Annotated in this window: 9 protein-coding genes; 3 read left to right on the forward strand and 6 right to left on the reverse strand. The window is 74.1% G+C overall.

Features of this window, described 5'->3' with window-relative positions; genetic code table 11:
- Positions 1-296: 296 nt before the first annotated feature.
- Both BX286_RS09455 and BX286_RS09460 read left to right on the forward strand, forming a co-directional pair.
- Positions 297-2,150, forward strand: a complete 1,854-nt coding sequence (locus BX286_RS09455; RefSeq protein WP_079425505.1) for a glycoside hydrolase family 15 protein — start codon at positions 297-299, stop codon at positions 2,148-2,150.
- 89 nt (positions 2,151-2,239) lie between these two features.
- Complete coding sequence (locus BX286_RS09460; RefSeq protein ID WP_121014848.1) at positions 2,240-3,622, forward strand: FAD-binding oxidoreductase; 1,383 nt, start codon at positions 2,240-2,242, stop codon at positions 3,620-3,622.
- Between the two features lie 33 nt (positions 3,623-3,655).
- On the opposite strand, the gene BX286_RS09465 is transcribed toward BX286_RS09460, so the two are convergent.
- Entirely contained in the window at positions 3,656-5,287 is a 1,632-nt protein-coding gene (locus tag BX286_RS09465) for an NAD(P)/FAD-dependent oxidoreductase (protein ID WP_187344111.1), read from the reverse strand.
- 11 nt (positions 5,288-5,298) lie between these two features.
- Positions 5,299-6,867 (reverse strand): APC family permease, encoded by a 1,569-nt coding sequence (locus BX286_RS09470; RefSeq protein WP_187344112.1) that lies wholly within the window; start codon positions 6,865-6,867, stop codon positions 5,299-5,301.
- A 206-nt stretch (positions 6,868-7,073) separates the two neighbouring features.
- Here BX286_RS09470 and BX286_RS09475 point away from each other — a divergent pair, with 206 nt between their 5' ends.
- A complete protein-coding gene (locus tag BX286_RS09475) occupies positions 7,074-8,696 on the forward strand; it encodes a PucR family transcriptional regulator (RefSeq protein ID WP_079425511.1) in 1,623 nt (540 codons plus the stop codon).
- 18 nt (positions 8,697-8,714) lie between these two features.
- Here the strand turns inward: BX286_RS09475 and BX286_RS09480 are convergent, their stop codons facing one another.
- The 4 genes from BX286_RS09480 to BX286_RS09495 form a co-directional block, all read right to left on the reverse strand.
- Positions 8,715-9,827 (reverse strand): glycosyltransferase family 4 protein, encoded by a 1,113-nt coding sequence (locus BX286_RS09480; protein WP_261993391.1) that lies wholly within the window; start codon positions 9,825-9,827, stop codon positions 8,715-8,717.
- Between the two features lie 147 nt (positions 9,828-9,974).
- Positions 9,975-11,693 (reverse strand): DNA repair protein RecN, encoded by a 1,719-nt coding sequence (recN, locus tag BX286_RS09485; protein ID WP_079425515.1) that lies wholly within the window; start codon positions 11,691-11,693, stop codon positions 9,975-9,977.
- Positions 11,694-11,800: 107 nt separating this feature from the next.
- Positions 11,801-12,796 carry an NAD kinase gene (locus BX286_RS09490; RefSeq protein WP_261340942.1) on the reverse strand — a complete coding sequence of 332 codons (996 nt, stop codon included), beginning with the start codon at positions 12,794-12,796 and terminating at the stop codon, positions 11,801-11,803.
- Positions 12,793-13,608 (reverse strand): TlyA family RNA methyltransferase, encoded by an 816-nt coding sequence (locus BX286_RS09495; RefSeq protein WP_100863905.1) that lies wholly within the window; start codon positions 13,606-13,608, stop codon positions 12,793-12,795. The genes BX286_RS09490 and BX286_RS09495 overlap by 4 nt, the downstream gene beginning before the upstream one ends.
- Position 13,609 lies beyond the last annotated feature (1 nt).

Here is a 13,609-nt window from a genome sequence, read left to right on the forward strand (position 1 = left end):
TCCACGGGGTACCAGCCTATCAGCGCCCGGGGCGGTCCGCCTCCGGGCGCGCTGCGCACCGGCCCCGCCCGCGACCCCGCGGCGCCGTCCGGCGGCGGCGTTCCCCCAGGTCACCCGTTCGGCCGAGTGACATTGTCCCAAGACTTAAGGAGATCACTAGGGTGCGCTCATACCTTGCTCGGATACCGCTGCACATCGCCGCCGAGCAGTCCGGCGAACGGCGTAACAACGCCGGTTCCGGCAATGTAGGACTCGACGCGGGGATCCCTGCGCACAGGAGACCGCGCGACAGCGCAATGCAAGCGCCCTACGGGGCGGACGTGGCCGTTCGACTGGAGAGCAACGTGTCCGGGCGCATCGAGGATTACGCACTGATCGGGGACATGCAGACCGCGGCGCTGGTCTGCCGGGACGGGGCGGTGGACTGGCTCTGCCTGCCCCGCTTCGACTCCCATGCCGTCTTCGCGAGCCTTCTGGGCACCGATGAACACGGGTTCTGGCGGATCGGCCCGTCGTTCCCGCCGGGGACGGAGCCGCCGAAGGCGACCCGCCGCCGCTACCGGGGCGACTCGCTGGTGCTGGAGTCGGAGTGGGACACCCCGCGCGGGACCGTCCGCGTCATCGACTTCATGCCGCCCCGCGAGGGGCACGCACCGCAGCTCATCCGCATCGTCGAGGGGGTCAGCGGCCGCGTCCCGATGCGTTCGGCGCTGCGGATGCGCTTCAGCTACGGGCGGGTCGTGCCCTGGGTGCACAAGGTGGAGGGGCGGACGGTGGCCGTCGCGGGCCCCGACTCCGTGTGGCTCGACGCCGACGCGGACACCTACGGCAAGGACCTGACGACCTACTCGGACTTCACCGTCGCCCCGGGCGACCGGGTCGCCTTCGCCATCAGCTGGCAGCCCTCCCACCTGGGGGCCCCGCAGGCCCCGGAGGCCGAGGCGGCCCTGGAGGCCACGTCCGAGTTCTGGCGCGAGTGGGTCGACCTGTGCACGTACCACGGGCCCTACCGGGAGGCGGTGATCCGCTCCCTGATCACCCTCAAGGCCCTGACGTACGCCCCCACGGGCGGGATCGTCGCCGCGCCGACCACCTCCCTGCCGGAGGAGATCGGCGGGGTCCGCAACTGGGACTACCGCTACACCTGGCTGCGCGACGCCGCCATCACCCTCTCCTCGCTCCTGCGCACCGGCTACCGCGGCGAGGCCGCGGCCTGGCGGGACTGGCTGCTGCGCGCGGTCGCCGGCGACCCGGAGAACCTCCAGATCATGTACGGGATCGCCGGCGAGCGGGAGCTGGGCGAGACGGAGCTCGACTGGCTGCCCGGCTACGAGAACTCGGCCCCCGTGCGCGTCGGCAACGGCGCCGCCCACCAGCTCCAGCTCGACGTCTACGGCGAGGTCACCGAGGCCCTGCACCTGGGCCACATGACCGGTCTGGCCCGCAACGACTACGCCTCGGTGCTCCAGCTCAAGCTGATCCGCTACCTGGAGATCCACTGGAACGAGCCGGACGAGGGCATCTGGGAGGTGCGCGGCCCGCGCCGGCACTTCGTGCACTCGAAGGTGATGGCGTGGGTGGCCGTGGACCGCACCATCAAGCTGATCGAGAGCGGGGACGCGGACGGCCCGCTCGAGCGCTGGCGGGCGCTGCGCGACGAGATCCACGCGGACGTGTGCGAGAAGGGCTACGACCCGGAGCGCAACACCTTCACCCAGTCCTACGGCTCCCAGGAGCTGGACGCCTCGCTGCTGCTGATCCCGCAGATGGGCTTCCTGCCCCCCGACGACAAGCGGGTCATCGGCACGATCGAGGCGATCCAGCGCGAACTGTCCACCCCGGACGGCTTCATCCTGCGCTACCCGACGGCGGGCGAGGAGGCCGGCGTGGACGGCCTGGAGGGCGACGAGGGCGCTTTCCTGGCCTGTTCCTTCTGGATGGCCGACGACCTCGCGATGATCGGCCGGGTCGACGAGGCCCGCCGCCTCTTCGAGAAGCTGCTGTCGCTCCGCAACGACCTGGGGCTGCTGGCGGAGGAGTGGGACCCCAAGCTCCAGCGCCAGGTCGGGAACTTCCCCCAGGCCTTCAGCCACGTTCCGCTGATCGACACCGCGCTGCGGCTGACCGCGAGCGGGGCGTACGGGGGCTGAGGGGCGGCCGCGCCACCGTCGCGCGGCCCTCGGGCCGCCCGCCTAACCTGGAAGGGTCCCACGCCCTTCTGGGGAAAGGGGGGGTAGCGATGGCGCCCCTCTCGAAGGCGGCCACGGCGCTTGCCGCGCTCCGCGAGGACCTGGCCGGGGAGGTCTTCGCCCCCGACGACCCCGGGTACGACGAGGCCAGGACGGTCTTCAACGCGATGGTCGACCGCAGGCCCGCGGTGATCGCCCAGTGCGAGAGCACGCCCGACGTGGTCACGGCGGTGCGCTTCGCCCGGGACCTGGACCTGCCGGTGGCGGTGCGCGGCGGCGGGCACAGCGTGGCGGGGATGTCCCTGAACGACGGCGCGGTGGTCGTGGACCTGCGCCGGATGCACGAGGTCACCGTCCATCCGGCGGCGAAGGCCGTGCGGATCGCGGGCGGGGCGACGATGAGCCACCTGGACCGGGCCTGCGAGCCGTACGCGCTGGCGACCACCGGGGGCCGGGCCTCCACCACGGGCGTCGGCGGCTTCGTCCTGGGCGGGGGCACGGGCTGGCTGGACCGGAAGTTCGGGCTGGCCGTGGACAACCTGCTGGGCGTGGAGCTGGTCACGGCGGACGGCGCGCTGCTGGACGTCACGGCCGAGGAACATCCGGAGCTGTTCTGGGGGCTGCACGGCGGCGGCGGGAACTTCGGCATCGCCACCTCGCTGACGCTGCGTCTGCACGAACTGCCCGCCCTGTCCATCGCCATGGTCTTCTACCTGCCGGAGCGCGGGCCCGAGGTGCTCCGCGCGTACCGGGACGTCATCGAGACCGGCCCGGACGCGGCCGGCGGTGGCTTCCTCTACCTGACCGGGCCGCCCGCGCCGTTCGTCCCGCCGCACCTGGTCGGCCTGCTGCTGGCCGGTGCGCTGGTGACCTATGCGGGGCCGGAGGAGGAACTGCGCAGGCTCGCCGGCCCGCTGCTGGCGGTCCCGCACGAGGCGGAGGTCGTCACGGCCATCCCGTACGCGGAGCTGCAGTGCATGCTCGACGATCCGCCGGGGCTGCGGAACTACTGGTCGGCGGAGTACCTGACCGGGGTGCCGGACGCGTTCGTGGACGTGTTCTGCGCCCGGGCCGCCTCGATGCCGGTGCCGACCGGCACCCAGCACGTGGTGTGGCCGCAGGGCGGGGCCATCGCGGCGGCCCGGGGCGACTACCCGGTGCCGTACCGGGACGCGCCGTGGGCGGTGCACCCGTTCGGGATGTGGGAGGACCCCGCCGACGACGAGCGGGTGGTCCGGTGGGTCAGGGACGTCCGCGCCGACGTCCAGCCGTGGTCGACCGGCGCGGTGTACCTGAACTTCACCGGGGACGAGGGCGCGGACCGGGTGGTGGCCGGGCTGGGCGCCGACAACATGCGGCGGCTGGCGCGGCTGAAGCGGGAGTACGACCCGGACAACGTCTTCCGCTTCAACCACAACATCCCGCCCGTGTGAGGGCCGGTCCCGGTCCCGGGTGGGGGCGGAGGCCTACTGGAGGGCGGCGATCACCTCGCGGGCCGCGCGCTCGCCCTCGGTGGCGCCGCCTTCCATGAAGCCCTGGAAGTCGTAGCTGCAGTGCTCGCCGCCGATGTGGACGTTGCCCTGCGCGGTGCCCTCGTACTTGGCGTAGCGGTGCAGGTAGCCGGTGGGCCAGTACGAGTAGGCGCCCAGGGAGTAGGGGTTGCGGTGCCAGGCGGAGAGCTGGGCGCGGCCCGTCCAGACCGCCTTCGTGCCGGGGAAGAAGGAGTCGACGCCGGTCAGGACCCGGCCGGCCAGGTCGCGGACGTAGGGGTCGGACTCGGTGGCGAAGGGGGTGGCGGGGGTGAGCGCCCCGGCGAGGGAGCCGCCGCCGTACTGGAGCAGGATGCCGCCGGTGCCGGGCTGGACCTTGGTGGTGTCCCAGGTCTGCTGGACGGCGGAGTCGGTGAAGCAGTCGCCGGAGGAGACTCCGGGCCAGGGGCCGGTGCCGCGCCAGGGGCGGGCGGTGAACTGCATGTTGAGTTTGGTGCAGTAGCCCATCCGGGCGTCGCGCAGCAGGTTGCGCATGAGGGGGTCGAAGCCCGCCTGCGAGGTGTCCAGGCGCTGGAGGATCGGCAGGGGGACGCACAGGACGGTGTGGTCGGCGGTGGCGGTGCGCACGGCGCCGGAGTCGTCGAAGGTGAGGGTCTGCGTGCCGTCGGCGTTGGCGCGTACGGCGACCAGTTCGCGGCCCATGACCAGCGTGCCGGGGTTCAGTGCGGCGGCGATGGCGTTCGGGAGCCGGTCGTTGCCGCCGATGACGTGGTAGCGCTCGTTGGACAGGCCCCAGACGTTGAAGTTGCCCGGGTTGGGCTGGTAGCCCATCAGCAGGACCAGGGCCAGGGCGGACTGGGCCTGGGTGTCGGCGCCGTACTCGACGTTGTAGGCGACGTCGATGAACCGGCCGAGGAGGGAGCGGTGTCCGCCGGGGACGCGGGTCTCGATCCACTCGTACAGGGTCATGTCGTCGAGGGCCGTGCCGGCGGGGGTCGAGGAGTTCCAGGAGACCTCTCCGGCGTCCTGGAGGTCGCGGTGCAGGGCCTGGTAGACGGCCTTGAAGTCCTCGTCGGCCTGGCTGCGGGGGTAGTAGGAGCCGTTGAACCAGAGGACTTCCTCCGCCCCGTTGGGGCCGCCGCCGAGGAAGTCCTCCAGGGGCAGGCCGAAGCGGCGGCACAGTTCCTGGATCTTCTTGTGGCTGGTGTCGATGAGCTCGCCGCCGATCTCGGAGGTCTGCCCGTACGCCCAGTGGTCGCGCTGGGTCCACATGCGGCCGCCGACGCGGGCCGGGTTGGCCTCGTAGAGGGTGCAGGGGATGCCGGCGTCCTGGAGGGTGAGGGCGGCGGTGAGGCCGGAGATGCCGGCGCCGACGACGGCGACGCGGGCGGGGCCGGAGGGTCTCTTCGCCGGGGCCGGAGCGGGGGTGGCGGCGTGGGCGAGGGTGGCGGGGGCCAGGGCGGCGGTGAGGCCGAGGGCGGCGGCCCGGCCGAGGAGTTCTCGGCGGCTGGAGCCGCGCACCTCGGCGACGGGCAGGCGGAGCCGGCGGGCGGCTGCGTGGTCGGCGGCGATCCGGCGCAGGGCGTGCATGAGCGGTGTGCGGGCCATGGCGGGGCTCCTCAGACGGTCGCGGCGGTCGGGTCGGTGGGGGCGGGCGGCGCGGGGGGTGCGGTCTCGTCGGTGCGCTCGGCGGCGTCCTCCAGGACGATCCGGCCGATGATCTCGTAGCGTTCGGGGGCCTTCCGCTTGAGCCAGAGGCCCAGGCCCAGTCCGCCGAAGAAGACCGCGCCGACGATCCAGGGGATCAGCTTGAAGAAGAGGGAGCCGGCGGCGGCCCCGGCCGCGGTCTGCATGTTGAGGACCAGCAGGACCACGACGGCGGTCATCCCGATCCCGCCGAGCAGCGGGGCGGTGAAGGTGCGGAACCAGTGCCGGTCCTCGGGGTGGTTCCTGCGGAAGTAGCCGATGACGGCGAAGGAGCACAGGGTCTGCACGATGAGGATGGCCATCGTGCCGAGAATCGCGAGCAGGGTGTACAGGTGCAGGTACGGGTCCTGGCCGGTGAGCCAGAACCCGGCGACCAGACCGGTGGCGATGACGGTCTGCACGACGGAGGACAGGTACGGGGACCCGTGCCGGGGGTGGGTGCGGCCGAGGGCGGGGTGGAGGAAGCCCTCGCGGCCGATGGCGTAGAGGTAGCGGGCGGCGCACTGGTGGAAGGCCATCCCGCAGGCGAAGGAGCCGGTGAGGAGCAGCCACTGGAAGGCGTCGACGGCCCAGGCCCCGATGAAGTGCTGGGCGGGGGCGAAGAACAGGTCCAGGGGGCTGGCGGAGGCGGACAGCTCGACGGACTTCGCCAGGCCGTTGCCGGAGATGGTCATCCAGGAGACGTAGATGTAGAAGAGGCCGACGCCGGTGACGGAGACGAGGGTGGCCCTGGGGATGACCCGCTTGGGGTCGCGGGACTCCTCCCCGTACATGGCGGTGGACTCGAAGCCGACCCAGGACCAGAAGGCGAAGAAGAGGCCGAGCCCGGCGGAGGTGCCGGTGAAGGCGTTCTTCGGGTTGACCGGTTCGAGGGGGATCCCGTCGGGGCCGCCGCCCGCGACCAGGACCGCGGTGGCCACCGCGAAGAGGACGGCGATCTCCGCGACCAGCATCACGCCGAGTGCCTTGGCGGTGAGGTTGATGTCGAAGTGGGCGAGGACGGCGGTGACGGCGAGCATCGCGGCCGCGTAGACGATCCAGGGCAGGTCGACGCCGAGCTGGTCGTGGACGGTGGTCTTGGCGAAGTAGGAGAAGACGCCGACGATGGAGGCCTCGAAGACGACGTAGGCGAGGACGGCGAGCATGCCGGAGGCCATGCCGGCGATCCGGCCGAGGCCGTGCGAGATGTAGCCGTAGAAGGCTCCGGCGGCGGTGATCCGCTTGGCCATCGCGACGTAGCCGACCGCGAAGACGGTCAGGACGAGGGTGGCGAAGAGGTAGCCGGCGGGGGCGCCGGTCCCGTTGCCGAAGCCGACGGCGATGGGGAGGTTGCCGGTCATCGCGGTGATCGGCGCGGCGGTGGCGACGGCCATGAAGACCACGCCGACCAGGCCCACGGAGTTGGCCTTGAGGCGCTGGACCGGTGGTGTTCCCGGTGCCCCGGGGGAGGTGGGCGGGGGCGTGGTGCCGGCTCTGCTCATGGGTCGTCCTCGTTCCTGTCGGGAGGGCGTTCGCGAGGCCGCCACTCTCCACCCGGGTGACGTACGCCACAATCGGCACGCGGTCGGATAATCGCCTTGCGGGAACGACGAGTTGTCGGCCCGGCCGGGGGACATGGGGGACATGCCGGGCGCCGTTACCACCCGGTGATGCGCTCGGAACGGGGCGGCCGGTAGCGTCCCGCGATATGGACAACCAGGGCGGGATCACCGTTCAGCGGGCGCTGGAGCTGCCGGGACTGCGCAGCGGGCTGCCGGAGGTGGTGGCCTGCGCCGACCGTCTCGGGCGGACCGTGCGCTGGGTGCACGCGGGCGAGGTGCCGAACATCGCGTCGCTGCTGAAGGGCGGCGAGCTGCTGCTGACCACCGGGCTGGGGCTGGGCACCCGGCCCGCCGAGCAGCGCGCGTTCGTACGGCGTCTCGCGGACCGGGGCATCGCCGCGCTGGTCGTCGAGCTCGGGCCGCGGTTCACCCGGCTGCCGGCGACCCTGGTGGAGACCGCGCGGACGGCCGGGCTGCCGCTGGTCCAGCTGCACCGGGAAGTCCCCTTCGTCGCCGTGACGGAGGAGATCCACACCGAGATCGTCAACCACCACTACGCACTCCTCCAGCGGGCCGAGGAGGTCCACCGGCGTTGCACGGAGGCCCTGTTGGGGGGTGGCGGGATCCCGCAGGTGCTGCGCATCCTGGCCGACTTCACGGCCAACCCGGTCTTCCTGGAGACCCCGGACGGCCAACTGCTGTACGCGGCCGGGCCGGTGGCCGGGGAGGCCGCGGCGGACCCGCTTCAGGTGTGGGAGGGGCTGCGGGGACAGCGCGTGGCCGAGCCGTCGGCGAACGCGGTGGTGGTGGACGTGCCGGGCGGCGGCCACGGCACGGGCTCGGTGCGGGCGCGGGTCGTGCTGGTGGGGGTGGCGGCGCCGCTGCTGCCGGTCCACCGGATGGCGGCCGAGCGGACGGCGGGGGTGCTGGCGGTGGTCCTGATGCAGGCCCGGCAGGAGGAGGAGCTCGCCGCACGCGGCCGGGGCGACTTCCTGACGGACCTGGCGGAGGGGCGGATCTCGGCGGAGGACGCCCCGGCGCAGGCCCGGGTCCTGGGCTTCCGTCCGGGGGCGGGACCGCTGCTGCCGCTGGTGATGCGGCTGTCCTCGGAGCTGGTCCCGTCCGGGAACTGGTCGGTGCTGGCCCGGGCGGTGCAGGAGGAGCTGTCCTCGGTCGGGGTGCCGGTGCTGCTGGGCGTCCGCCCGGTGGAGGGACGGGTACCGCTGCTGGTGTCGCTGCGGGCGGAGTCGGAGCGCACGGCCGTCGCCGACCGGGTCGCCGCCGCGCTGCGGGCCGGGGTGGAACGGGCCGGCCTGGACCGGGCCGGGGCCCCGCCGGTGGTGGTCGCCGGCGTCTCCGGCAGCTGGGCGGCGGCCTCGGCGGGCCTGCGCCACGCCGCGGAGACGGCCACCGCCGCCCACGGCCTGCCGGCCCGGCCCTGGTACGACGCCCGCCGCCTGGACATCGACCTGCTGCTGTGGCGGCTGCGGGAGCACCCCGACCTGGCGGCGTTCGTGGACCGGGCGATCGGGGCCCTGCGCACCCACGACGCCACGTCCCGGCCGCCGCTGCTGCCCACCCTGGAGACGTACCTGGCCCATGCGGGGCGCAAGGCGGAGACGGCACGGGAGCTGCACCTGAACCGGCAGACCCTGTACAACCGGCTGGCCCGCATCTCGGAGCTGCTGGGCACGGACCTCGACGACCCGGAAACGGTCCTGTCCCTGAGCCTGGCGCTGCGCGCCCGCAGGCACACCACACCGTCGTAAGGGGGCGGGGGCGCCGGGTCAGGGACGCCGGCGCTCCATCAGTTCGTCGTAGACCGAGAGGACCTGGGCCACCGTGTCGTCCTCCGACGGCCATGTCGCGGCCTGGGCGCGGCCGGCGACGGCGAGGGCCGCGCGGCGGTCCGGGTCGTCCAGGAGGGCGGTGACCGCGCCCGCGAGGGCGGCCGAGTCCCCGTACGGGACCAGGACCGCCGCGTCGCCGACGAGTTCGGGGACTCCTCCGACCTCCGTCGCCACCAGGGCGACCCCGGCCCGCAGGGCCTCCTGAGCCAGCAGGGAGCGGCCCTCCCAGCGGCTGGGGAGGACGGCCACGTCGGCCGCCGCCAGCAGGCGGTCGGCGTCGCGGCGGCGGCCCAGGAGGCGCACCGGGAGGTTCTCCGACGCGATCCGGCGGGCCAGTTCGGGGCGCAGCGGGCCCTCACCCGCGATCAGCAGCAGCGGTGCCGGCTCCAGGTCCCGCCAGGCCCGCGCCGCATCCAGCAGGAACGAGTAGCCGCGGCGGGCGACCAGGCTGCCGACCGCGATGACCAGGGGGCGCTCCACCACGCCCAGTTCCGCCCGGGTCTTGCCCGCGTCGGGCTGCGCCGGCGCGGCCGGGACGGCGACGGCGGCGAGGCGGGCGTCGCGCGCGCCACGGCGGCGTGCGAGGTCGACCTGGTCGGAGGAGGAGCCCAGGACCACCGCCGCGGCCCGGGCCACGTGACGTTCCAGCAGGCGGCCGAAGCGGCCCAGCGGGCCCGCGTCCGGTGCGCTGCCGTGCCAGGTGACGACGAGCGGGGCGCGGCGGCCGCGGCCCCGCAGGGCGAGGGCGGCCCGCATCCCGGCCCGGACGCCGTGGGCGTGCACCACGTCCGCCCCGGCGCAGGCGGCCCGCAGGGCGCTCGCCGCGTCGGGGGTGAACTCCGCGCCGGCGCCGGTGAAGTCGTACTCCCCCTCGGCCGCGACGGGGGCGCACACGGTGACCCGTACGCCGCGCGCCGCGAGCCCCGTGGTGAGGGAGCGCACGTGCGCGCTGCTGCCCGCGCCCGCCCCGCCGAGGACCTGCACGGTGCGCAGCGGGGGCCGCCCGTACGGCAGGACGGGCGGCGGTGCCGAAGCCGGGGTACTGCTCACGGGCCGGAGCTCCAGGGTGAGAAGTCAGAGACGTCGCCCAGGATGCCAGTCCGTACGCGCGTTCCGGGACCATACGGGTGCGGATCCCGTGCGGGATACCGCAGTGCGCCCCCCATCCTCACCCACACGGGCTAACGCCCCGGTTTCTCAGCCGTCCGCCCGTGCCGCCGCGAGCAGTTCCTCGGCGTGGGCGCGGGCCGTCTGCGAGTCCTCCTGGCCGGCCAGCATCCGGGAGAGTTCGCGGATCCGGTCCTCGCCCTCCAGGACCGTGACCCCGGAGCGGGTCACCGATCCGTCGACGGTCTTCTCGACCAGCAGCTGCCGGTCCGCGAAGGCCGCCACCTGGGGCAGGTGGGTGACGACGACGACCTGGGCCGTCCTGGCGAGCTTGGCCAGCCGCCGGCCGATCTCGACGGCCGCCTTGCCGCCGACGCCCGCGTCGACCTCGTCGAAGAGGTACGTGGGCACGGGGGTGGTGCCGGCGAAGACGACCTCGACGGCCAGCATGACCCGGGAGAGCTCGCCGCCGGAGGCGCCCTTGGCGATCGGCCGGGGCTGGGCGCCGGGGTGCGGGGCGAGCAGCAGCTCGACCTCGTCGGCGCCCGCGGGCCCGTACGCGACCGGCCGGCCGCCGACCTCGACGCCCTCGGGGTCCTCGGTCTGGCGGATGTCGATGGTCACGCGGGCGTGCGGCATGGCCAGGGAGGCCAGTTCGGCGGTGACGGCGGAGGCGAACCGCTCGGCGGCCTCCGCGCGGGCGTCGGTGAGCGCCTGGGCCAGCTGCGACAGTTCGGCGCGCAGCGCGTCCCGTTCGGCGGTCAGCTCCTCGATCCGCTCGTCGTCCCCGTCGAGCTCCAGCAGCCGGGCGGAGCCCTTCTGGGCCCATTCGAGGACGGCGTCGACGGAGTCCCCGTACTTGCGGGTCAGCTGGGTCAGCGCCGCCCGCCGCTCCTCCACGGCGGCCAGCCGCAGGGGGTCGGCGTCCAGGTCGTCGGCGTACCCGGCGAGCTCGCCGGCCACGTCGCCGAGCAGGATGCCCAGCTCCGCGATCCGGTCGGCGAGGGCGCCGAGCACCGGGTCGTGGGAGCGTACGGACTCCAGGGCGCGGTGCGCGCCGGCGACGAGGGTGTTGGCGTCGACGCCCTCGGGGTCCTCGACGTCGCCCGCGAGGGCCGCGTGCGCGGCCTGCGCGGCGGAGGCCAGGGACTCGGCGTGCCCGAGCCGTTCGGCCTCGGCCGCCAGTTCGGCGTCCTCGCCGGGCAGCGGCTCGACGGCGGCGACCTCCTCCAGGCCGAAGCGCAGCAGGTCGGCCTCCTGCGCCCGTTCGCGGGCGCGGGTGGTGATGGTGTCCAGTTCGGCGGAGACGGCGCGCAGCCGCCGGTACGCGCCGGCGTACTTCTCCAGGGGGACGGCCACGGCGTCGCCGGCGTACCGGTCGAGGGCCTGGCGCTGGCGGGCGGGCCGCAGCAGGCCCTGCTGGTCGGTCTGGCCGTGGACGGCGACCAGGTCGTCGGCGAGCTCGGAGAGCAGGCCGACGGGGACGGAGCGGCCGCCGACGTGGGCGCGCGAGCGTCCCTCGGCGGACACGGTCCGGCTGATCAGCAGGGCGCCCTCGTCGAGCTCGGCCCCGGCCTCCTCGGCGCGCACGGCGGCGGCCGCGTCCGGGCGCAGCACGACGCGGCCCTCGACCACCGCGGCCTTGGCCCCGATCCGTACCAGGGCCGGGTCGGCGCGGCCGCCGAGCAGCAGCCCGAGGCTGGTGACGACCATCGTCTTGCCCGCACCGGTCTCGCCGGTCACCGCGGTGAAACCGGGCGACAGCTCGACCACCGCGTCGTCGATGACCCCGAGTGACCGTATCCGCATCTCCTCAAGCACGGGACGACCATACCGAGGTTTCGCGGGTGCCATGTGACCTCACCCGCCCGGAGTTTTCCGAACGGGTGTGCTAATAGCGGGTTCCTCGGAGGGCTTCAGTGCGGTGCGCCGCGCCAACCCGACACCGGCAGCGCGAACTTCGCCACGAGCCGGTCCGTGAACGACGCGTGGTGCAGCCGGGCGAGGCGTACCGGCACCGTCCCGCGCCGGACCTCCACCCTGGCCCCGGCGGGCAGCTCCAGCGTCCGCCGGCCGTCGCACCACAGCACCCCGTGCTGCGTCCCGGTCTGCACCTCCACCGCCAGCACCGAGTCCGGCGAGGTGACCAGCGGCTTCGCGAACAGCGCGTGCGCGCTGATCGGCACCAGCAGCAGCGCCTCCACCTCCGGCCACACCACCGGCCCGCCCGCGGAGAAGGCGTACGCCGTCGAGCCGGTCGGCGTCGCGCAGACGATGCCGTCGCACCCGAAGCCGGTCACCGGACGCCCGTCGATCTCCAGGACCACCTCCAGCATCCGCTCGGCGGACACCTTCTGGACGGCGGCCTCGTTCAGCGCCCAGTCCCGGTGGACCACGTCACCGTTGTTCCGGACGAGGACGTCGAGGGTCATCCGCTCCTCGACCTCGTACGCCTTGCGCACCACCCGGTCCACCACCCGGTCGAGGTCGTCGCGCTCGGCCTCGGCGAGGAAGCCGACGCGGCCCAGGTTGACGCCCAGCATCGGCACCCCCGACCCGCGCGCGAACTCCGCCCCGCGCAGCAGGGTCCCGTCCCCGCCCAGCACGATCAGCAGCTCGCACCCGGCCAGCGCCTGCGGCGTGCACTCCTGGACGAGCTCCACCTCGGACGGCAGCGGCATGTCCCGCGCCTCGTGCGCGAGCACCCGCACGCCGATCCCCGACTTCAGCAGCCCCAGCACCACCAGCTCGGCACTGCGCAGGGCCGCGGCCCGCCCCGTGTGGGCGACCAGGAAGACGGTGCGCGGACCCTCCGGCTCCCCCGCCGGACCCGCCGGACCCGGTGCGTCCGCTGCACCCGGTGCGTCCGGTTCGCCCGCTGACGCTGACGCTGACGACGACGAATCTGTCACTGAGGCCCCTCCGCCACTGCACGGTCGACATCCCCCGGGTCGAGTGCCGGTGCCCCCGCCCGAAGCCACAGAAAGTACTCGACGTTCCCCGAAGGCCCCGGCAGCGGACTGGCGGTGACCCCCAGCACGCCCAGCCCCAGCTTCCACGCCTGGGCGGCCACCTCCCGCACGGCCTCGGCCCGCAGCTCGGGGCTGCGCACCACACCGCCGCTGCCGAGCCGGTCCTTGCCCACCTCGAACTGCGGCTTGACCATCAGCACCAGGTCGGCGTCCGGTGCCGTGCACCGCACGAGGGCGGGCAGCACCAGACCGATCGAGATAAACGACAGGTCGCCGACGACCAGGTCCACCGGAACCCCGTCGATCAGGTCGAGCGTCAGCTCGCGCACGTTCGTCCGGTCCTTGACGGTCACCCGCTCGTCGCTCTGCAGCGACCAGGCCAGCTGCCCGTAGCCGACGTCCACGGCGACGACGTGGGCCACGCCCGCGCGCAGCAGCACGTCGGTGAAGCCCCCGGTCGAGGCTCCCGCGTCCAGTGCCCGGCGGCCCTCGACGCCCAGCCCCAGCGGCCGGAAGGCCGCGAGGGCTCCGGCCAGCTTGTGGCCGCCCCGGGAGACGTAGTCGGGGTCGCTGTCGTCCTTGAGGACGACGAGGGCCGCGCTGGTCTCGACCTGGGTGGCCGGCTTGGTCGCGGTCGTGCCGCCCACGGTCACCCGGCCCGCGGCGATCAGCTGGGCCGCGTGCTCCCGTGAGCGGGCCATGCTGCGGCGTACCAGTTCGGCGTCCAGGCGGCGGCGTGCCACTCCTGCCACG

The sequence above is a fragment of the Streptomyces sp. 3211.6 genome, from assembly GCF_003634815.1.
In the GTDB taxonomy this organism is placed as follows: domain Bacteria; phylum Actinomycetota; class Actinomycetes; order Streptomycetales; family Streptomycetaceae; genus Streptomyces; species Streptomyces katrae_A.

Bases quoted from the DNA above. Each gene is read 5' to 3' on its own strand.
- BX286_RS09465 (WP_187344111.1), bottom strand. From the start codon at position 5,287: ATGGCCCGCACACCGCTCATGCACGCCCTGCGCCGGATCGCCGCCGAC.
- BX286_RS09470 (WP_187344112.1), bottom strand. From the start codon at position 6,867: ATGAGCAGAGCCGGCACCACGCCCCCGCCCACCTCCCCCGGGGCACCG.
- recN (WP_079425515.1), bottom strand. From the start codon at position 11,693: ATGCGGATACGGTCACTCGGGGTCATCGACGACGCGGTGGTCGAGCTG.
- BX286_RS09455 (WP_079425505.1), top strand. From the start codon at position 297: ATGCAAGCGCCCTACGGGGCGGACGTGGCCGTTCGACTGGAGAGCAAC.
- BX286_RS09460 (WP_121014848.1), top strand. From the start codon at position 2,240: ATGGCGCCCCTCTCGAAGGCGGCCACGGCGCTTGCCGCGCTCCGCGAG.
- BX286_RS09475 (WP_079425511.1), top strand. From the start codon at position 7,074: ATGGACAACCAGGGCGGGATCACCGTTCAGCGGGCGCTGGAGCTGCCG.